This window comes from Arthrobacter sp. Dra40 (assembly GCF_059091905.1).
Genome location: NZ_JBNHHB010000048.1, coordinates 17,118 through 36,306 on the forward strand (window position 1 = coordinate 17,118; position 19,189 = coordinate 36,306).

At 65.2% G+C, this 19,189-nt stretch carries 22 protein-coding genes; 6 read left to right on the top strand and 16 right to left on the bottom strand.

Annotation, left to right across the window (positions count from 1 at the left end; all coding sequences use genetic code 11):
- Positions 1 to 1,136 precede the first annotated feature (1,136 nt).
- The 14 genes from AC5RWT_RS18485 to AC5RWT_RS18550 form a co-directional block, all read right to left on the bottom strand.
- The gene (locus AC5RWT_RS18485; RefSeq protein WP_494081419.1) at positions 1,137 to 2,036 is read right to left on the bottom strand and encodes a C40 family peptidase; all 900 of its coding nucleotides are present in this window, start codon (positions 2,034 to 2,036) and stop codon (positions 1,137 to 1,139) included.
- Positions 2,033 to 2,455, bottom strand: a complete 423-nt coding sequence (locus tag AC5RWT_RS18490; protein WP_494081420.1) for a flagellar FliJ family protein — start codon at positions 2,453 to 2,455, stop codon at positions 2,033 to 2,035. Before AC5RWT_RS18490 ends, AC5RWT_RS18485 begins: the two co-directional genes overlap by 4 nt.
- 2 nt (positions 2,456 to 2,457) lie before the next feature.
- The gene (locus tag AC5RWT_RS18495; protein WP_494081421.1) at positions 2,458 to 3,786 is read right to left on the bottom strand and encodes a FliI/YscN family ATPase; all 1,329 of its coding nucleotides are present in this window, start codon (positions 3,784 to 3,786) and stop codon (positions 2,458 to 2,460) included.
- On the bottom strand, positions 3,783 to 4,442 hold the full coding sequence (locus tag AC5RWT_RS18500; protein ID WP_494081422.1) for a FliH/SctL family protein: 660 nt from the start codon (positions 4,440 to 4,442) through the stop codon (positions 3,783 to 3,785). Before AC5RWT_RS18500 ends, AC5RWT_RS18495 begins: the two co-directional genes overlap by 4 nt.
- Positions 4,432 to 5,451, bottom strand: coding sequence for a flagellar motor switch protein FliG (fliG, locus tag AC5RWT_RS18505; RefSeq protein WP_494081423.1), 1,020 nt, complete (start codon positions 5,449 to 5,451; stop codon positions 4,432 to 4,434). The genes AC5RWT_RS18500 and fliG overlap by 11 nt, the downstream gene beginning before the upstream one ends.
- Positions 5,448 to 7,079, bottom strand: a complete 1,632-nt coding sequence (gene fliF / locus AC5RWT_RS18510; protein WP_494081424.1) for a flagellar basal-body MS-ring/collar protein FliF — start codon at positions 7,077 to 7,079, stop codon at positions 5,448 to 5,450. Before fliF ends, fliG begins: the two co-directional genes overlap by 4 nt.
- The gene (fliE, locus tag AC5RWT_RS18515; protein ID WP_241914702.1) at positions 7,079 to 7,384 is read right to left on the bottom strand and encodes a flagellar hook-basal body complex protein FliE; all 306 of its coding nucleotides are present in this window, start codon (positions 7,382 to 7,384) and stop codon (positions 7,079 to 7,081) included. Before fliE ends, fliF begins: the two co-directional genes overlap by 1 nt.
- Positions 7,384 to 7,776 (bottom strand): flagellar basal body rod protein FlgC, encoded by a 393-nt coding sequence (locus tag AC5RWT_RS18520; RefSeq protein ID WP_494081425.1) that lies wholly within the window; start codon positions 7,774 to 7,776, stop codon positions 7,384 to 7,386. The genes fliE and AC5RWT_RS18520 overlap by 1 nt, the downstream gene beginning before the upstream one ends.
- Positions 7,776 to 8,117, bottom strand: a complete 342-nt coding sequence (locus AC5RWT_RS18525; protein ID WP_494081426.1) for a flagellar basal body rod protein FlgB — start codon at positions 8,115 to 8,117, stop codon at positions 7,776 to 7,778. The genes AC5RWT_RS18520 and AC5RWT_RS18525 overlap by 1 nt, the downstream gene beginning before the upstream one ends.
- Before the next feature lie 124 nt (positions 8,118 to 8,241).
- On the bottom strand, positions 8,242 to 8,616 hold the full coding sequence (locus AC5RWT_RS18530) for a hypothetical protein (protein ID WP_494081427.1): 375 nt from the start codon (positions 8,614 to 8,616) through the stop codon (positions 8,242 to 8,244).
- A complete protein-coding gene (gene fliS, locus AC5RWT_RS18535) occupies positions 8,609 to 9,055 on the bottom strand; it encodes a flagellar export chaperone FliS (protein WP_494081428.1) in 447 nt (148 codons plus the stop codon). Before fliS ends, AC5RWT_RS18530 begins: the two co-directional genes overlap by 8 nt.
- Complete coding sequence (gene fliD, locus AC5RWT_RS18540; protein ID WP_494081429.1) at positions 9,052 to 10,434, bottom strand: flagellar filament capping protein FliD; 1,383 nt, start codon at positions 10,432 to 10,434, stop codon at positions 9,052 to 9,054. The genes fliS and fliD overlap by 4 nt, the downstream gene beginning before the upstream one ends.
- Before the next feature lie 119 nt (positions 10,435 to 10,553).
- Positions 10,554 to 11,417: a flagellin N-terminal helical domain-containing protein gene (locus AC5RWT_RS18545; RefSeq protein WP_494081430.1), complete on the bottom strand. Its 864-nt coding sequence runs from the start codon at positions 11,415 to 11,417 to the stop codon at positions 10,554 to 10,556.
- 161 nt (positions 11,418 to 11,578) lie between these two features.
- Positions 11,579 to 12,388, bottom strand: coding sequence for a sigma-70 family RNA polymerase sigma factor (locus AC5RWT_RS18550; RefSeq protein WP_494081439.1), 810 nt, complete (start codon positions 12,386 to 12,388; stop codon positions 11,579 to 11,581).
- 244 nt (positions 12,389 to 12,632) lie between these two features.
- Here AC5RWT_RS18550 and AC5RWT_RS18555 point away from each other — a divergent pair, with 244 nt between their 5' ends.
- Genes AC5RWT_RS18555 through fliW form a run of 4 tightly spaced genes read left to right on the top strand, consistent with a single transcriptional unit; the run spans position 12,633 to position 15,836 of the window.
- A complete protein-coding gene (locus tag AC5RWT_RS18555; RefSeq protein WP_494081431.1) occupies positions 12,633 to 13,118 on the top strand; it encodes a flagellar protein FlgN in 486 nt (161 codons plus the stop codon).
- 10 nt (positions 13,119 to 13,128) lie between these two features.
- The gene (flgK, locus tag AC5RWT_RS18560) at positions 13,129 to 14,538 is read left to right on the top strand and encodes a flagellar hook-associated protein FlgK (RefSeq protein ID WP_494081432.1); all 1,410 of its coding nucleotides are present in this window, start codon (positions 13,129 to 13,131) and stop codon (positions 14,536 to 14,538) included.
- Positions 14,539 to 14,544: 6 nt separating this feature from the next.
- Positions 14,545 to 15,456: a flagellar hook-associated protein FlgL gene (gene flgL, locus AC5RWT_RS18565; protein ID WP_494081433.1), complete on the top strand. Its 912-nt coding sequence runs from the start codon at positions 14,545 to 14,547 to the stop codon at positions 15,454 to 15,456.
- Positions 15,453 to 15,836 carry a flagellar assembly protein FliW gene (gene fliW, locus AC5RWT_RS18570; protein WP_494081434.1) on the top strand — a complete coding sequence of 128 codons (384 nt, stop codon included), beginning with the start codon at positions 15,453 to 15,455 and terminating at the stop codon, positions 15,834 to 15,836. Before flgL ends, fliW begins: the two co-directional genes overlap by 4 nt.
- 190 nt (positions 15,837 to 16,026) lie before the next feature.
- On the opposite strand, the gene AC5RWT_RS18575 is transcribed toward fliW, so the two are convergent.
- Positions 16,027 to 16,959 carry a tRNA pseudouridine synthase A gene (locus AC5RWT_RS18575; protein ID WP_494081435.1) on the bottom strand — a complete coding sequence of 311 codons (933 nt, stop codon included), beginning with the start codon at positions 16,957 to 16,959 and terminating at the stop codon, positions 16,027 to 16,029.
- A 177-nt stretch (positions 16,960 to 17,136) separates the two neighbouring features.
- Between AC5RWT_RS18575 and AC5RWT_RS18580 the strand changes: the two genes are divergently transcribed.
- Both AC5RWT_RS18580 and AC5RWT_RS18585 read left to right on the top strand, forming a co-directional pair.
- Positions 17,137 to 17,712: a DUF2243 domain-containing protein gene (locus AC5RWT_RS18580; protein ID WP_494081436.1), complete on the top strand. Its 576-nt coding sequence runs from the start codon at positions 17,137 to 17,139 to the stop codon at positions 17,710 to 17,712.
- 47 nt (positions 17,713 to 17,759) lie between these two features.
- The gene (locus AC5RWT_RS18585) at positions 17,760 to 18,539 is read left to right on the top strand and encodes a cytochrome c oxidase assembly protein (protein WP_494081437.1); all 780 of its coding nucleotides are present in this window, start codon (positions 17,760 to 17,762) and stop codon (positions 18,537 to 18,539) included.
- Positions 18,540 to 18,608: 69 nt separating this feature from the next.
- On the opposite strand, the gene rplQ is transcribed toward AC5RWT_RS18585, so the two are convergent.
- Positions 18,609 to 19,172 (bottom strand): 50S ribosomal protein L17, encoded by a 564-nt coding sequence (gene rplQ / locus AC5RWT_RS18590; RefSeq protein WP_494045925.1) that lies wholly within the window; start codon positions 19,170 to 19,172, stop codon positions 18,609 to 18,611.
- Between the last annotated feature and the right edge of the window lie 17 nt (positions 19,173 to 19,189).

Below are 19,189 nucleotides of genomic sequence, written 5' to 3' on the forward strand. Positions count from 1 at the left end.
TCCGGTCGCGCCGGTTCCAACTGCTGTTGCAGCGGTGGCAGCTGGCGTTACCGTGACGGCACCAGCGGGACCGGTCGCGGCGCCACCGGAGGTTCCGTAGGCGAAGGCTCCAGCTGCGTATGTGACGCCAGCGGCAGTTCCCATTGCGGCGGCACCAGCTTGGATTCCGGTCGCGCCGGTTCCAACTGCTGTTGCAGCGGTGGCAGCTGGCGTTACCGTGACGGCACCAGCGGCACCAGCGGGACCGGTCGCGGCGCGACCGGAGATCTCGAGGGCGATGGCTCGAACTGCAGCTGCGACGCCAGCGGAGGCCCCGAATGCGGCGTCATCAGTAGGGATTCCGCTCACGGCGGCACTAGTGGGTGTTCCCATGGTGGCGGCGGCCGTGGCGTGCGTTGTGGCCGCGGCAGCGGGGGTGCTTCCGGCGCCTTGAGCGGCGATGACCTGTCCGTGAATAGGGCTAACGGCAGGCTGAGCCACGCTCGCCCTAACAACTGTAGGCGGCGTCGCGGCGCTGGCGGGAGCGCTGGCCGCAGCGCGGTCGCCGGCGGATGCTCCTGCTGCCCCCGCCTGGACGCCCACCGTGGCGGGCCAGCGATCGGTACTTTCAGTGACGACTTCCGTGAGGACACCATCACCGGGCGCGGTGAACCGAGTTGGCCCCGCGGCTTCCCGTTCTGCTGAAGTTCCGGCACCGGCAGGGTCGCCAGCAGACAGGGCTGGGGCGCCAGCCAGAGGCCACGTCACCGAAGTGTCGCTTGGTTGTGTAGCTGCACCTGTCCCATCAGATGTTGCCGCGGTGCCGGAAGAGTTGGCATGGGGCTCGATGGCTGGCTTGCCATCGGCGGCAGCCTGCGGTGTTCCGGTTCCGGCCACAGCAAACACGGAACCGCTCCCAGCAGCAGATCCGGTCTGCTCGGTGACGACCGCGGGCCCCGTGACACCGCCGGCAGTCTTGCTGCCCCCGGCGGAGGCAGCGGCGTCGTGCTTTAAGGGCTTCGCGGAGTAGGCGGAACCCTGCTGGAGCGCGTCCTGCATGGCGGCGTCGAAGCCGGGGCCGGAAGAACGCGAGCCCGACGCGCTGCCGCGGGACGGCGAAGCGGCGGGGGCGATGGGCAGGGAGTTCACAGGGAGGCTCATGCTCTCTGTCCTGTCCCCATGGCTGCCTGCGCGGTGGCCAGCAGATCGGTCAATTGTCCGGAACCGGCGGAGCCCTGGCCGGAGAGCATGGAGGCGAGGCCGGTTGAGCCGGTCTGGCCGGACAGCATCGCGCTGATCGCGCCGGCGGTGCCGTTCTGGCCGCCGGGCATCGAGCCCAGTCCGGTGGACGTGGAGAGCTGGGCGGCGCCGATCAGTTCGGTCAGCGCACTTTGCTGGTCGGCGGTCAGTGCCCCTGAGCCGGCAACAGCGCCGGGAGCAGCGCCAACACCGCCGGCGGCCTGGACCGTGGGTTCATCGGGCAGGATCCGGCGGATGGCTGTGATGTTGGAATCGTTCTCCCACGCATCGCGGACCTGGATGGTGTCGCCGGGCTGCGGGGCATCGATGGCCTTGCCGTTGCCCAGGTAGATGGACACGTGGCCGCCGTCGAAGCTGAAGAGCAGATCGCCGGGCTTGGCGTCGGCCATCGAGGCTACCGGGGTGCCTTCCTTCATCTGGTCCCAGGTGACGCGCGGCAGGTCGATGCCGACGTCGCGGAAGGCGTGCTGCACGAAAGAGGAGCAGTCCAGCCCGACGGAGGCATCGTTGCCGCCCCAGACGTAGGGCAGGCCCACGTACTTCTCGGTGGCAGCAATCAGTTCGGCGGCGGTGCCGGTCGCGGCGGACCCGGGCGCGGCGCTGCCGGTGGTCGCGCCGACCGCCGAGCTGCGGGACGCGGCGGTGAGCGCGTCGGCAAACGTGCTTGCCGTACTGCCGGCCGTGCCGCTGCTGGCGGACGCGCCAGAAGCGGCCTCCGCCGCAACCGCCGGCTGGGTGAGCTGGGTCAGGGTGGACTGGATCTGCTGGATCCGCCCCATGGCGTCAACCATGCTCATCGTCCGTCACCGCCCCGGGCGCCGATGGACAGCTCGTCCAGCACCAACTGCTCGCGGCGGAGCTCTTCGACTGCCTCGGCCTGGACGTGCCGGGTTTCCAGCTTCTCCAGCCCCACGGACTGCTTGCGCACGGCGAGGAACTCCTGCTGCGCCTGGTGTGCCTCGTGCTGCCGGGTGCGGTCCAGGTTTTCCAGGTCTGCCAGCATGCTGCGCGAGGCGGACCGGGCGGCTGCCACGGCATGCAGCGTGGCGGCGTCCGAGACCTCGCTGATGATCTCGCCCAGCTCGTTCCGGGCGGCCACCACCCGGGCACCGGACTCGCGGGCACGGTTGTTGGCGGCGGCGAGGTGGCCGGCGGCCTGGTCCTGCTGGAGCTGGCGCAGCCGCAGCAGTCCGGCCAGGGGGAAGGATCGGGCCATCTCTACATACCTCCGAGGGTGCGGGCCAGGCGGTTCAGCTGATCCCAGGACTGGGCGGCGGGCGTCTGGTCGTCCATCCGCTGCTGCAGGAACAGGTTGATGTCGTCTTCGTGCTGCACGGCCGCATCCACCATCGGGTTGGAGCCGGGTTGGTAGGCGCCCACGTCCAGCAGGTCCTGCGCGGCCTTGCGGGCCGCCAGTACCTTGCGCAGGGCGCCGGCGGCGCGGGAGTTCTCCGGCGTATTGACCTTGGAAGCCACGCGGGAGATCGAACCCAGCGGGTCCACCGACGGGTAGTGCCCGGAGACCGCGAGCTTGCGGTCCAGCACCACGTGCCCGTCCAGAATGGAGCGGGCGGAGTCGGCGATCGGTTCGTTGTGGTCGTCGCCGTCCACCAGCACCGTGTACATGCCGGTGACCGAGCCGGTCTCCGCCGTGCCGGCGCGTTCCAGCAATCGGGCCAGCACGGAAAAGGTCGACGGCGGGTAGCCGCGGGTGGCCGGGGGCTCGCCGACGGAGAGCCCGATTTCGCGCTGGGCCATGGCCACGCGGGTGAGCGAGTCCATCATCAGCATCACGTCGGCGCCGCGGTCGCGGAAGGACTCCGCGATCCGGGTGGCGGTGAAGGCGGCACGCAGCCGCATCAGCGCGGGTTCGTCGGAGGTGGAGACCACCACAATGGAACGCGCCAGGCCGGCCTCGCCCAGGTCGTCCTCGAGGAACTCGCGGACTTCACGGCCGCGCTCCCCCACCAGCGCGATCACGGAGACCTCGGCGTCGGTGCCGCGGGCGATCATGGACAGCAGCGAGGACTTGCCCACGCCGGAACCGGCGAACAGGCCCATGCGCTGGCCCTTGCCCACCGTGGTCAGCGTGTCCAGCACGCGCACGCCCAGCTGCAGCGGGGTCTCGATCCGCGCCCGGTGCATGGCGGACGGGGTGTCGTTGTCCAGCGGCACCAGCTGATCGAAAACCAGCGGGCCCTTGCCGTCGATCGGCCGCCCCAGGCCGTCCAGCACCCGGCCGAACAGCCCGGCGCCGGTGGGCACCAGCACCGGAACACCCTTTGCCTTGGCCGGGGTGCCGGTGTTGATCCCGGTGAGCCGGCCCAGCGGCATGCAGCGGATGCTGTCCCGGTTGGTGGCCACCACCTCGGCCTCCACACCCCGGCCGTCGCCGATCACCACCAGGTCGCCGATGGCGCAGTCCAGGCCAATGATTTCGACGCCGAGGCCCACCACCGAGGAGACCATCCCGTAGCGCTGCGGCGCGGCTGCGGCCAGCGCGTCGGCGAACCGGTCGGCACGCGGGCGCCAGGCCACGGCGGTCATTGCCGCACCTCCAGCAGCGCGGCCTTGGCGCGAGCCAGCGCCGTGCCGATCCGCGCGTCCAGGAAGCCGTCGGCGAATTCGGTGACCGCGTCGCCCTGGGCCAGCGAAGAATCGGGGCTGAAATTGACGCCGGCCTGGCTGCGGGTCTCCGGTGCCAGCATGGTCAGGTCGGCCGGGTTCATCCGGACGGTGTGCACGCGGGAGGCATCCACGCCGGCCAAAGCCCGGGTGAGAGCCGAGCGCGCGGAGGCATCGCCGTCGGACAGTTCATGGCCCAGGATGGCTTCGGCGAGCTCCATGGCTGCCGCCGCCAGCGTGTTCTGCGCGGCGGCCAGCACCGGCGCGGCGCGTTCTTCCAGTGCGCGGGTGGCAGCGCCCAGCGCGGCCACGGCCTGCTGCACGCGGGCACGGCCGTCGGCCATCATCGCCGCGTGGTCCTGCTCCATGGCCAGCTGGCGTGCGCGCATCATCTCGGCGCCTTCACGCATGCCCGCGGTGTAGCCGGCGGCGTGGCCGCGGACCTTGGCCTGCTCGAACGCCCGCTCCTGCGCCTCGTCGTCGCTGCGCAGCTCGGTGTAGGCCATCTTGGAGAAATTGTTCGCCCCGGTGTTCAGCTCCGGGAAGCTCAGCCGGGAGAACGTTGCGTCAGTAGACATATTCGTCTTCCTCCACGCCGCGCTGGACCGTGATGATGCCGCTGGCTTCCAGCTCGCGGATGGAACGGACGATGTCCGCGCGGGCCTCCTCGATCTGCGACATGCGCAGCGGGCCGGTGGCGTTGATCTCGTCGTCCAGGATGTCGCGGTTGCGTTCGGAGACGTTCTTGCGGATCAGTTCGGTGACCGGTTCGCTGGCGCCCTTCATGGCCACCGCCAGCACCGCAATCTCGATCCCGCGCAGCACCTGCTGCACGTCGCGCGGTTCCAGCTTGGTGATGTCTTCGAAGGTCAGCATCCGCGAGCGGACTTCCTCGGCCAGCTCCGGGTCGCGTTCGTCCAGCGCCTCCAGCAGCGCGCGCTCGGTGGCAACGTCGGCGCGGTTGATGATGTCCACCAACGGCTGCACGCCGCCCACCACCTCCACCTGCTGGCGGGGCACGACGGCGCCGGCCCGCACCTTGAGCGTCTCGGCCACGATCGTCACGGCCTCCGGCGTGGCGGTGCCCATGGTGGCGATGCACTGGGCCACCTCGGGCCGGACCGACTCATCGAGACCGGAAATCACCGCAGAGGCCTGCTCCGGGCGCATGTGCGCCAGCACCAGGGCAATGGTCTGCGGGATCTCGCCGCTGAGCAGCGTGATCAGCTGGCTGGGGTCGGCCTCGTCCATGAACTCGAACGGCTTGCCGGCCATCGAGGTGGCCAGCCGTTCCAGCACCCCGGCGGCTTTCTCCGCGCCGAAAGAGGCCGCCAGCAGTCCGGCAGCGAACTCCTTGCCGCCGCGCGGCCGGCGCCGGCCCTTGACCGTCATGTCGTGGAATTCCTTGAACGCCTCTTCGGCGACCTCGGGATCCACCCGGCCCATCCCCACCAGCTCGGCGGTGATCAGCTCGGCCTCGGCCTCGCTGAAGCGCTTCATCACCTCGGCGGCCCGGGCCTGTTCCATCTGCATCAGCACCACGGCCACCTTCTGGGTGCCGGTCAGGGCGGTCAATAGCTCGCTCATGCGTTCTGCTTTTCATCCATCAAGGAGCGCAGGAAGTCGGCGGTCTTGTCCGGTTCCTGGGCGGCCAGGGCGTCGATCTCCGCACGCTTGCGGTTCATGTCCTTCTGCTCGTCGGACAGCTCCGGCGGTCCGGTGAGCTCCAGCGCGGTGGTCGAGGGGGCGACCACGGGGATCGGTTCCGGCACGACGGGCTTCGGCGCGGGCAGCTGCAGGTCCTGCGGGGCCTCGATTTCCGGCTGGAAGTCCTGCAGTTCGCCCAGGTCCACCGGCTCGCGGTTCTGGCGGCGCGACCAGCGGGCGTAGACCAGCAGCGCGATGATCACCAGCAGGACGATGCCCGCGGTGATGATGGCGGTGCGGATCAGCTCGGCCTGGCGCGCGGCTTCCTCGGCGGCCTGCGCGGCGGCCAGGGCCTCCGCGGCGTCCTGCGCGCCGGCGGTATTGAACGGCACCAACTCCACGGTGACCTCGTCGCCGCGGTCGGCATTGATGCCGGCTGCGGTGGTGACCAGGCCCTCGATGTTGGCCAGGTTCAGCGCACCGGCGGCGTCGGCATCCAGCGCCACCGAGACGGTCTGGCGGTTGATCGCACCGGCCGGGATGGCACGGGTCTCGGTAACCTTGTTCAGCGCGTTGTTCTTGGTCTCCGACTCGGACGTGAACGTTCCGTCGCCGGCTGCATCACCGGGCACGGCGATGTTGTCCGGGCCCAGCACGCCGGCCGCGCCGCCGCCGGATCCCTCGTACTCTTCGGTCTCGGTGGACTCGTTCAACGCGGGCGCGCCGTCCGGCGTCGTAAAGGTCTCTTCCACGCGCTCGGCGGACTCGTAGTTCATGTCCGCGGCCACCACCACGGAGGAGTTGCCCGGCCCGACCACACGGTCCAGCATGGTCTGCACCGAGGCGCGGACACGCTCTTCGTAGTCGGAGGCCTGCTTGTCCGCGGAACCGGTGGCACCCACGCCGACGGCGGACAGCACGGTGCCGGCGGCGTCGATGACGGCCACGTTCTCCGGCTTCATCCCGTCGATGGACGCGGAGGTCAGGTGCACGATGGCTTGGACCTGGTCGGCGCCCAGCGTGGTCCGCTCGGTGTCCACGAACACGGAGGCGGTGGGCTCGCCCTTCTCGGAGACGAACACCGTCTCCTCCGGGATGGCCAGCCGCACCGAGGCGGTCTTGACGCCGTCGAGCGCTTCAATGGTGTTGGCCAGCTCGCCTTCCAGCGCGCGCTTGTAGGTCACGGACTGCTGAAACTCGGAAGAGGTCACGCCCATGTCGTCCAGCAGCGAATACCCGCCGGTGGAGGAGCTCGGCATTCCCGCCGAGGCGGCCTTGAGACGCTGGTCGTAGACGTTTTCCTCCGGCACCAGGATGGTGCCGCCGCCGTTGGTCAGCTCGTACGGGACCCCGTCAGTGCGCAACTGCTCAACGATGGTGTTGGCGTCGGCGGCGGCCAGCCCGGAGAACAGCGGCGTGTAGGAGGGCTTGGAGGCCCACGCCGTCAGGGCGGCGATGCCCAGCACGACGACGGCGATGCCGATGATCGCGATGGTGCGCTGCGCGACGGTGAACTCGCGGATGGTTTTGCCCAACCGCGAGAGCCAGGAGGAGACTGTGGCGGGCATTAGGCCTGCATCCTCATGATCTCGTTGAAGGCGTCAACGCCCTTGTTCCGGACCGCGGCGACCAGTTCCAACGTCACCGCGGCGCGGGTGGAGGCCAGCGTCGCGTTGTGGATGTCGTTCAGGTCGCCGGTCACGGCCTGGATCGCCAGTTCGTTGGAGGTCGACTGCAACTGCTGCAGGTTGTCGACCGCACCGGTGAGCGAGGTGGCGAACCCAACGCCGTTGGTGGACTGCGGCGCCTCGGCCGCGGGCAGGTAGCCGGTGCCGGTCACGCCCTGGATCGGCGGAATGGAAGAGAGCGGCATCAGTTGCGTCCAATCTGCAGGGCGGCTTCGTAGGTGGACTTGGCCCGGTCCACCACGGCGGCGTTGGCCTGGTAGCCGCGCTGGGCCATGATCAGGGCACCCATCTGCTGGGACATATCGATGTCCGGGTAGCGGACGTAGCCCTCCTCGTCGGCCAGCGGGTGGTTCGGCTCGTGCACCATGGTGCCTTCGGCGTCGCCGAAGTCGGCCCCGGCCACATACACGCCGGAGACGCCCTTGCCTTCCTGCGCCACCACATAGCGGGCCTGAAAAGCGGCGCCGTCGGTGCTGGTGGCGTTGTTGGCGTTGGCCAGGTTGTCGGAGACAGCGTCCAGCCACTTACGGTGGACGGTCAGGCCGGTACCGGCGATGCCAATGGCGTCGAAAGTCATTAGTTGGTCCTCATCGCCGTGCGGACGCCGCTGAACGGACTCTCCGCGGCACGGGCTGCGAACTGGTAGCGCAGCACAGTTTCAATGTTGGAAAGTGTCTCGGTATCCAGGTTGACGTTGCTGCCGTCCAGCCGCGTGGGCTCCAGCGAGCGGTCCATGCTGGCGTTGGCACTGCCGTCCCCGTGGGCTACCGACTTGGCCAGCGCTTCCTCGAACTGGACGCGCTGGGCATGGTAGCCGGGGGTATTCACGTTGGCGATGTTGTTGGCGATGGCACGCTGGCGCATGGCGAGGCCGTCCAGGGCGCTCTGCATCGCAGCCCCCGTCACAGATTCGAACACAGCAAGACCCGTCTTACTACTGGCATGAGGTCGGCCGATCCATGGCCTGTTCGGTGAGCTATCCGTGCTCACTATCCAGTTATCGGCACGCAGACGGGAGTGCGTTAGGTAAATCTGAGATTGGTTAACCGTTTACGTCGAGGTAGACGGATTGGCCGGACGTGCCACGGGTGGGAACGGCATCCAGGAAGGCCAGTTCCTGCCGGTTCTGCCGCATATCGGCCCGCAGTTTGCGGATCGCGTCCTGCTGGGCGGCGGCCAGCTTCGTGGCCCGCTCCACCAGTTCGTTCGGGATCGGCCCCAGCCCCTGCGGCGCCTTCCACTGCACGACGGCGGTGCGCCGGCTTGCGTCCGGATCCTCGCCCTCGCTCGTGGCTTCGGCAGCGCCGGCCAGTGTCAGTTCCAGCTCGTCCAGCACTTCGATCCAGCGGTGCCGCGCCGCAATACCGCTCTCCGGCAGCTCAGATTCGGAAAACTCCGGTTCTGGAACCTCAGGCAATTCCAAGTTCGCCACCCAGGCCACCGGGGCGCGCAGACTGTGCAGGCAACTGCTCAGCGGCCTCGTGCCACGCCTCGCGCAGCGGCTCCAGCAGTTCGATGCACTCGCGGGTCCTCGCGGCATCGCGGTGGATGTTCGCATTCATCATCGCGTTCAGCGTGTAGGTGTAGAGCGCCTTCAGGCCCTCTCCCCCGTCCCACACGTCGGTCTTCAGCGTGGACATCAGCTCGGACACTATGGCCTGCGCATGGATCAGGTTCTCCGACGCCACGGACCACTGCTGGTTCTGCTGAGCAGCCTCAGCCCGGTTCAAGTCCAGCAACAGCCGGTCGTACAGCATGGTGAGCAGCCGTGCCGGTGTGGCGGACATGATCGCGTCACGCTGGAACTGGTTCCGCTTTGCCTGGGCTCCGAAGCCCGGCCCGTACGTCAGTGTCATTTCTTGGAGCTCCCCCATGCCGGCAAGGTGGCCAGCTGCGAATTCAGCCAGTCGCCCTGCGCCTGCAGACCGTTCAGCGTTACTTCAAGCTGCGCCCAGGTGCGCTCCAGTGTGGAGCGCCGGGACGCCAGTCGCGTGTCCCAGTCGGTTACCTGGTCGTTCAGACTGCGTACCAAAGATTCCTGGCCTTGGATGCGCTTAGTGATCGCGCCGTCGTACTTGTCCGAGGCCTCTGTGGCGGCTGTAGCCACGCGCCCGGCGATCGTCTGTACGACCTTCTCGGCCCACGCTGAGTCTTCCTTTAAGGCCTTGCCGAACTTCTCGGCATCGAACTCAATCGACCCGTCCTTGGTGACGCTAATGCCGATTTCCGACGGCGAGCGTCCGTCAATTGGGCTGATCGCTGCCTTCATCATGCGCTGCTCAATATCGCGCACGCTGCTGTCGCCGGTAAAGATCCCGCCCTTGGTCGTCGTTGACCCTGTGGACGTGGAAACGTTCACCGATGAATTCTTGGAGATGAAGGAGAACAGACCGGTCAGGCCGTCGACCAGCTCTTTGGCCTTGGCGGTTGCTGCTTCATTATCCCGATTCACTGTGATGGTCGCCGTCTCATTAATCACCGCGTCAGGTGCCAATCTTACGCTCACTCCAGGCAGTAACTCTGAAAACGTGTTAGACGACGAAGAGATGATTTCTGCAGCCGCAGTGTTCGCCCACAGCTGGATTTCAGCATTCTGGGCTTCCTTAACTGAGACGGCGCCGGGTTCGGTAAGGAGATTCGTCCTAGTGCCGTCTGCCCGGGACAGAGTTATTTCGAAAGCATTATCTGTGCCCGTTTGGTTAGCCGCAAACTGCAGACGGAACTGCTCATCCCCCGTCACTGGATCTGTTCCAGTTGAAACTTTCATGGCGGTAATCCCCGCAGTCGACTCGTTCACTGCTTTGACTACCTCCGCCAGCGTCATGCCGGAGATGTTAACGTCGACCTGCCCGTCCTTCAGCGCGATGGTCAGGACTGTTGCATCCTCAGGCCAGTCGCTCTTCAGAGCGGAAACCGAAGTTTGCGCCTGAGCAACTTTCACAACGCGGACATCGACCGAGCCGCCACTGGCACCCTCGCCCGCGGAAACACTGACCTTTTCTGAACTGCTAGTCGCCGAAAAGATATCAAGTGCGTTCGCTTTAGCTGTCTGACTTGCAGCTTTTCCGAGGTCGGAAATGCGGGTATTCAGGGCCTGAAGCGCGCTGACCAACGTCTGGGTGCTGGAGACCTTGTTTTTTAAAAGGGACTGCGGACGCGCTTCGAGCTGCATCAGCTGATTGATCATGGTCGCGGTGTCCAAGCCGCTGACCAAACCGCCTATCGAAAACGCCACGCCCGTTCCTCCTGAAGAGTCTGTTTACTAGAGCGAATGCTGACGCCCGGCAGCGAAGAGTGTGAGGTCCAATTCGTTCGCCTCGCTGCCGGGCCGCATTCAGCCGTTAGCTACCCGGTCTAGCCGAGGAGCTGCAGCACACCCTGGTTGACCTGGTTTGCCTGAGCCAGCATCGCGGTGCCGGCCTGGGACATGATCTGGCTCTTGGTGAAACTAGCCATTTCCAGCGCCATATCTGTGTCGCGGATCCGGGATTCCGACGCAGACAGGTTCTCGGAGGCAATGTTGATGCTCTTGATTGCGGTTTCGAGTCGATTCTGTGCCGCACCTAAGCCGGAACGCTGCTTCGAAATGTTTCCGATTGCAGCATCGATGGTTTCGATGGTCGTCTGTGCGGTGGTGTGATCTGTTACATCGAAGCCCGCACCTGCGGCCGACCCATCTGCAGCGGCAACCAATGTATCCGCTCCGGTAGCACCGGCGATATCTGCAAGAGCGACCGCAATCGTGTTACCAGTAGTCGTTTCGCCGTCAGCCCCGACTTGGAAATTCAGGTCAGCACCACCCTGCATCAGGAAGATACCGTTGAAGTTGGTGGAATCGCTGATGCGGCGGAGTTCGAAGCTGAGCTCATCCGCTTCCGCCTGGATTGCGTCGCGTGCCTCGGTGCCGTTCGAATCGTTTGCACCCTGGACGGCGAGATCACGCATACGCTGCAGGATGGAGTGGACCTCGGTGAGAGCGCCTTCTGCCGTCTGAACGACGGAAATCCCGTCCTGGGCGTTGCGGGCGGCAACGTTGTAGCCGTTGATCTGCGAACGCAGACCCTCGGAGATGGACAGGCCAGCCGCGTCATCGGCAGCGCGGTTGATGCGCAGGCCGGTGGACAGCTTCTCCAGGGACTTGGAGATGTCATTCTGGGTGTTGGACAGGTTGCGGTACGAGTTCAGGGCCGCAACGTTGGTGTTAATGGCGAAAGCCATGATGAAACTCCTCCATGAGATGGTACAAATTCACCGGCCCGTCCATGGGCTGGCAACTGTAGCTATCGGAGGAAGTTGCGGGTTGGTTAGGAGAATTCAGAAAATATTCCGGGAGTCCGAATCTCCATGCGGCGCTCCCGCGCCTTAGTCGATCACCGCGTCTAGGAGAGTGCGGTTTGGGGCTGGCGGGTGAAGCGAGTGATGCCGCCGACTGTCTGATCAGCCAGGGCGGTCAGGTACGCGTTCCTGCGGGAGGGCGCAATCCGCGACTCGGGCACGTAGGTGGCACCGCCGTCGTCGGAGTAGTGAGTATGCAGGCCGTCGCGGAGCAGGCGGATGGCCTCGGAGCGCTGCTGGGACACGGCCGAGTGAGTGGCGCCGACTTCTTCGGCGATCTCCTTGACGGACCGGTCCTCGAAGTAGATCTGCTCTACGATGTAGCGCATCTTCGGGGGAAGGTTGTGCACCGCGGCCTTAAGGAAGGTGAGGCGTTCCTCAGTGAGCAGGGAGCCTTCGGGGGACGCGGTTTCGGAAACCAGAAGTTCAGCCGTGGTGTCATCTAGGGCGGAAACCGTCCGGGATGCGTCGTCCAGGGCTGCCTCAGCGGTCTCGCGGTCAACTCCGAGGGCAGCAGCCACTTCGTCGACGCTCGGGTAACGGCCGAGTTCGGCGGTCAGAGTTTCGCGGACGGAAAGTGTTTCCTTGATGCGTTTGCGTACTGAGCGGGGCGCCCAGTCGATGGCACGCATTTCGTCTGCGAAGGCGCCGATAATCCGCCGTCGTGCGAAGGCACCGAAGGGAACGCCAAGAGTCGGGTCGAAGGCATCAGCGGCGGTGATGAGGGCGACGGAGCCGGCGGAGGCGAGGTCATCGCGGGAAAGATGGGTGGCCTTGGCACACACTTCGGAGACTAGATATCCGACGAGCGGGAGGTTTTCGACCACCAGCTCATTACGGTCAGCACGTTCCACTGACATGTCCCCCTCCGTGCCCAGCTACGTGGATGGATCATTCTGAAAAACACCGAGGGGTGCGGCCCCGGAAAAACGATTCATCTCTGGGTGAAACCTATCATCAAATGCTTCTAACGGACAGGCTTTCGGGGTCGATAGATAGGAATGTAGCCGTGCCGTTACTTTCAGTTAATTTAGTGGCGGCCTTTTGACGCGGAACGTGGGGGCGTATCCGCAGAATCAACCAGGGGAGGTGCCTGACGTGGGAGCCCATGAACTGTCCGCCATGCTGTGGCACGAACGCGAACTTCTTGAACTGTTGGTCTTCAAACTCGAAGAGGAGCAATTGCTCCTGACCGCCGGCAAGTCCCGCTGGCTGCAGCACGCCACTCGCGAGGTGGAACAGGTGCTGGAGCGGCTACGCGACGCCGGCCTGGCCCGCACGGTAGAAGTGGCTTTACTGGCCCGTGATTGGGGCACGCCGGAAGGGGCCACGCTGCGTGAGCTGACCGACCAGGCTCCAGAAGGCCCTTGGAGCGAAATCTTCAAGGGCCATCTGCAGGCACTGACCCAGCTGACCTTGCAGATTCGCGAGCTTCGCGACGTGAACGAGAAGTTCCTTCGCGCCGCGGCCCGCTCCACCCAGGAAACGTTGGCCAATTTGAATCCCGACGCCGGGACTTACGATTCCCACGGCACAGCAGGGGTTTCGGGCAACCGTTCCCAGCTGTTCGACACAACGATCTGAGGTTTTCGCAGTGAGCACCTTCAGCGGACTAAACACCGCGTACACGGGCCTGGTGGCCGCCCGCCAGGGTCTGAACGTCGTGGGCCAGAACATCGCCAATGCCAACACCGAGGGTTACACCCGTCAACGGGTCAGCACGTCGTCGATCGGCGCGCTGGAACGCACCGGATTACTAACCGGCGGCGTGCAGATTGGCCAAGGCGTATCTGTCGACGCGATCGCACGGCTGGGCGACATGCATCTAGATACACGCGTGCGGTTCTCGGCCGGTGTGGCCGGGTACTCAGCGGTGCGCGCCAGCGCAATGTCCGAGCTTGAGACTTCACTCCGCGAACCCGGTAAGAATGGCATCTCCAGCCAACTGCAGGAGTTCTGGGCTTCTTGGCAAGACCTATCCAATCGGCCGGATGATCCTGCTGCCGGAGGTGTGGTGCTGGAAGAAGCCAACATTCTGGCCAACATGATCAAGCGTGGCTACCAGGAAGTGCGTGAGCAGTTCTCCCGCGTGCGCTCCAATGTGGACACCATGGCCGCAGAGGTCAACGGCACGGCGTCGCAGGTGGCCAGTTTGAACGAAAAGATCCGATTTGCCGTCGCCAACGGTGGCTCGGCTAACGAGCTTATGGACCAGCGCAACCTCCTGACTAAGCGGCTGGCAACCCTCACCGGCGCCACGGTCCGTCAAGGCAACGATGGGCAGGTGGATGTTCTCATCGGCGGCAATGCCTTGGTCACTGGTTCCAGCGTCCAAGAAATGGCGGTCACCGCCAACTCGGATACTGATATCTCTGGCGACAAAGGCGTCCGTCTTGAGTGGGCAAGTCCGAGCCGGAACGGAATGCCGGTGGTTCTGGACGGCGGCAGGATTGCCGGCGCGCTATCCATGTTGGGCAACGCGAAGGGCGATGGTCCGCTGCGACAGGCCGCAGAGAAGTACGACAATTTTGCCAACACACTTCACGACACTGTGAACGGTGTCTATGCACAAGCCGGCGGAACCCCCGCTGAATTCTTTGCGAAGGACAATACCGTTCCGGCGGCGCTCGGGCTATCGGTCGCAGTAAAGACATCTGCAGACCTAAAGGCTGGCCGACCTAGCAACGGCGCCCTCGATGGATCCATAGCAGACCTTATGTCCCAGCAGGGAATCGGTGCAGCCTCCCCCGATCGTCTTTGGGAGAAGATTGTCACGACGATCGGTGTAGCTGCCAAGACGGAACTGCAGCAGGCCAGCCTGGCAGACATCGCGTCGCAGTCCGCGAAGACCTTACAGCTGTCCAACGCGTCGGTGGACATGGATGAAGAGAACGTAAATATGTTGTCCTACCAGCACGCCTATCAGGGCGCGGCTCGAGTTATGACCGCGATCGATGAAATGCTCGATACGTTGATCAATCGGACCGGATTAGTAGGGAGGTAGTAGCCCATGATTTCACGAGTTACTAACCAAACGATGAGCAGCTTTGCCCAGCGCAACCTGCAGGACAACATGGCGCGTATGGCCAAGTTGCAGGAGCTGGCAAGCGGGGGATCGCTCATCGCGCGCCCATCAGATGATCCGGTCGGCACCGCCGACTCTATCCGCACTCGCGCGGATATGCGTGCCAACGAGCAGTACAAGCGCAACATCGACGACGCCAACGGTTGGCTCACCACGGTCGATTCAGCCCTGGGAACAGTCACTGGTTTGTTGAACAAGGCCCGTGATCTAACCATTCAGGCGTCCAATGGCTCTTTGACGCAAACAGCACGCGAAGCCATCGCCCTGGAGTTCCGGAGCATCAAAGAGAGCCTCTTGAGCGCCGCCGAAACCAAATACCTGGGTCGCAGTGTTTTTGCGGGCAACTCGGATGGTTCCGCAGTCTTCGATCACACGGCAAACGCAGCACCCTATACCTTTACCGGCCCGAAATCCCCGGTCGACCGCCGGATCGGCGCCGAGATGATTGTCCGCGTCGATGCTGAAGGCGAAAAGGTTTTCGGCAGCGACCCGGCTGACGGGAGTTCCGGAAACTCGGTTTTCGCTCTATTGGACTCCATGATTGCGAAACTGACGGGCACCGGGGACGTGAGTACAAACCTCAACGACATCGACGCCCGGCTAAACACTGTGATCAATGCACGTGCCGAGGTCGGCACCCGCCATGCCCAGATCCTGAAAGCCCAGGAGACGAACTTGGACGAAGCTGTTTCGCTGGAAGCCCGCCGCTCCGGGATCGAGGATCCGGACCTCGGCAAGGTGGTCTTGGACCTGAAGATGCAGGAAGTGGCCTACCAGGCAGCCCTGCAGGTCACCGCGCGCGTACTGCAGCCGACGCTGATGGACTTCCTGCGATGAGCGCTTCGCTGACCTTCGTCACTCCTCCCCCGGGGCTGGCTCCACTGGTGGACTTCACCTTGGACGAAATCGATGGTGCGGCCGGCTTGTATTCCTTGCAGCCGGTGGCCGAACCTGCCAAGCGCCTGTTCGTGTTGGACGCAGCGACGTACTTGAACCAATACACGCCCGTGATTTCCGACGACGACCGGGCAGCCCTGGATCTCAACGCCTCCGAGGACGCCATGGTGCTGGTCGTCGCCAATCCAGGCGAAGCCGGCACCACCGTGAACCTCATGGCTCCGATCGTGGTCAACGTCCACACCGGCGTTAGCGCGCAGGTCATTCTGGAGGGGCAGGACTGGCCGCTCCGCGCCGAATTAACGCCGAAGGCGGCCTAGCAAACACCTCCGTCGTCACTTGCCTATCCCCGTAGTGGTGGGAGAAGTCAGACGTCTAAAACTCTTGAGCTGAACCCGTTGCCATGTAACAGTTATCCAGCACGGTCCAACGGACCTGCAGGGGGATCCGGGATTACACCGGTTGAATGCTTCCGGCGGCTCATGGGGGAACCGCCGGAAGCAACTCCCCTCACCCCTCGTCAGGGTCAGAGCGCTTGGCCCGGGTTTGCTCAGCGCGCCGCAGCAGTTCGCCGCCGTCCGGATAGAGGACTTCTTCCAGCACCAGCGGATGCGGCGGGGCCAACTTGGTCTTCGAATCGCGGACCTTGGCCAGCATCCGGTCCCGCAGCCACTCCGCCGGCTGCTCGCCGATGCCGACCATCAGCGATGCTCCTATCAGAGAGCGGACCATGTTGTGGCAGAACGCGTCCGCTTGCACCGTCGCTACCACCACACCGTCGGGACCGCGGTTGAATTCAAATTTCTGCAGCTCACGTATGGTGGTCGCGCCTTCGCGCGGTTTGCAGAACGCCAGGAAGTCGCCGATGCCCAGAAGTTTGCCGGCGGCGTCATTCAGCAGGTCGACGTCGAGCGCGTGCTTGTGCCAGAGCGTGGTGTTACGGGAGAGCGGATCCCAGAGCTCTGCGTCGTCGGCGATGCGATAGCTGTAGCGGCGCCATAACGCAGAGAACCGGGCGTCAAATCCCGCAGGGGCAATGACGGCGCGCCTGACCTCGACAGCCCCGGCGAGGTCCCGATAGGGCACCGGGGCGCCCACGCGGCCGCCAAGCACCTTGGCCAGCACGCCGCGCAGCCGCCGAACCAATGCGAGTCCGGCGTCCATCTCCTGGCCTCGGGCCAATCCGTGCCACTCCCACGATGCCAGGTCGAAATGCACCACCTGGCCTCGGGCATGCACGCCGGCGTCGGTGCGGCCGGCGACGGTGAGCCGGACCGGTCGGCGGATCATCATTGCCAGCGCTTCCTCGATGGCTCCTTGGACAGTCAGCCTGCCGGGCTGCAGCGCCCAGCCGCTGAACGGGCCGCCGTCGTACGCAACATCCATCCGGACGCGCAATAGATCGCCGCCCCGGTCAGGGACGGCGGAGGTGTTCAGTTGCATGTGTTCAATGCTACCGGGAGCCTCGCGCAGCATCCGGAAGCTGCCGTACGACCGGATGAGTTGCAGGCAGCCGCATGTTCAGCGATCCATTGACCGTCGACGCACGGGACCATTCGGTCTATGTTGCTGGGAACAGTGCCCGCGCCGCGGGCGGGTCTGGCACAGTTCGGAGGAGCGATGGTTGAAAGCGCTGGGACCGGGACACCGACTGCTCACAACCGCAGGATCGCCCTGCCCGGCATCGTCCTGGGCGTTGGGCTTGGCGGCTTCGTGGATGGGATCCTGTTGCACCAAATCCTGCAGTGGCACCACATGCTCACGAGCGCGGACACCGCCAACATCGAGATCGGTTCCTACCCCGCAACAACAATCCACGGCCTGCAGATGAACACGCTGTGGGACGGGTTGTTCCACACCGTAACCTGGCTGGCAGTGCTGATCGGACTGGGGCTGCTGTACTCGCGCGTAACGTCCTCTCGCGGACGGGTATGGGCCTCACGGACGCTGTGGGGTTGGATGCTGGTCGGCTGGGGCCTCTTCAATCTCGTGGAGGGGCTCATCGACCACCACATTCTCGCCATCCACCACGTGATCAGCGGCGAGTATCAGACCTTGGCCGATATCCTCTTCCTGATCTTCGGAGTGCTGTTGGTTCTGGGCGGCTGGCTGTTGCAGCGGTCCGGCCGGATGGTGGACCTCGTTGCGACACCCGGTGAGAGGGGGGCCGGCGGCCGAATCCGGGGTCGGGAATGATCCCCTCCCACGCAGCCCATGCGCACCAACCATCATTGTTCGACGGCGTGCTCCCGCTAGCTCTGCTTGCGGCCGCGGCAGCGGTCTACGTGACCCTGGCGTGGCTGCGGAGCCGCGAGGACCGCGGTTGGAGCAGCTGGCGTACGGCTTCCTTCCTCGCAGGCGCGCTGATCCTGGCGCTGGGGCTGACCCCGCAGCTTTTGCCGCTGCCGCCGGGCGGCCTGCCGGCCCACATGGTCCAGCACCTGCTGATCGGAATGTACGCGCCCATCGGGCTGGTGCTGGGGGCGCCGGTGACCTTGCTGTTGAGGTCGGTGCCACCCCGCTACGGCAAGCGGATCGGAAAGGTCCTGCGCTCACGGCCCGTGCATCTGGTTGCCAACCCGGTGACTGCGCTGGTGCTCAACCTCGGCGCCCTTGCCGCCCTGTACTTCACGCCGCTGTACGGTCTCGCGATGGGCAATCGAGTGCTGCACCACGCCATCCATCTGCACTTCCTGGCTTCAGGCTGCCTCTTTGCGTGGGTGGTCGCCGGGCCCGACCCGGCGCCCCGGCGGCCGTCCGTGCCGGTACGGCTGGTGGTGCTTGGTGTGGCCGTCGCAGGCCACGCCGTGCTGTCGCAGTTGTTGTACGGCGGGCTGTTCGTCCAGATCCCAGCGGCGGCGGGCGAACTGAGGCTCGCCGGAGAGCTCATGTACTACGGCGGGGACATCGCCGAGCTGCTGCTGGCCTTCGCTCTGGTCTCAACTTGGCGGCCGGGCCCGAAGCCTCGCCGGAAGGACCGCAGCCGCTCCCCCACGCGAAGTATCGCCGTCGTCCTTCAATAGCTCCGGGGTACGCAAAAGCCCGCCGCTCCCCGAGGGGAACAGCGGGCTTCAGACGGTGAAGGTGAAGAACTACTTCTTCTCTTCGGTGGCTTCCTCAGCGGACTCGGCCGACGGAGCGGACTCCGCGGACTCAGCCGATTCGGCGGAATCGCCGGACTGAGCCGACTCGGGCGACTCAGCGGACTCGGCCGAAGCGGTCTCTTCCTCGACCGGAGCCGGGGCTGCCTTGGCAGTGGCCTTCTCGGCCTCGTTCACCACGGCCTGCTTCGGGGAAACGGGCTCCATCACCAGTTCGATGACTGCCATGGGGGCGTTGTCGCCCTTGCGGTTGCCGATCTTGGTGATGCGGGTGTAGCCACCGTCGCGGGCGGACATGACCGGAGCAATGTCGGTGAACAGCTCGTGCACGATGCCCTTGTTGCTGATCACGGCCAGCACGCGGCGGCGCGAGGACAGGTCTCCGCGCTTGGCGAAGGTGATCAGGCGCTCTGCGAAAGGACGCAGACGCTTGGCCTTGGTGACCGTGGTGGTGATCCGCTTGTGCTCGAACAGAGCGGCGGACAGGTTGGCGAGCATCAGGCGCTCGTGGGCAGGACCGCCTCCGAGGCGCGGACCCTTAGCGGGGGTAGGCATTATGTTTTCTCCTCAAT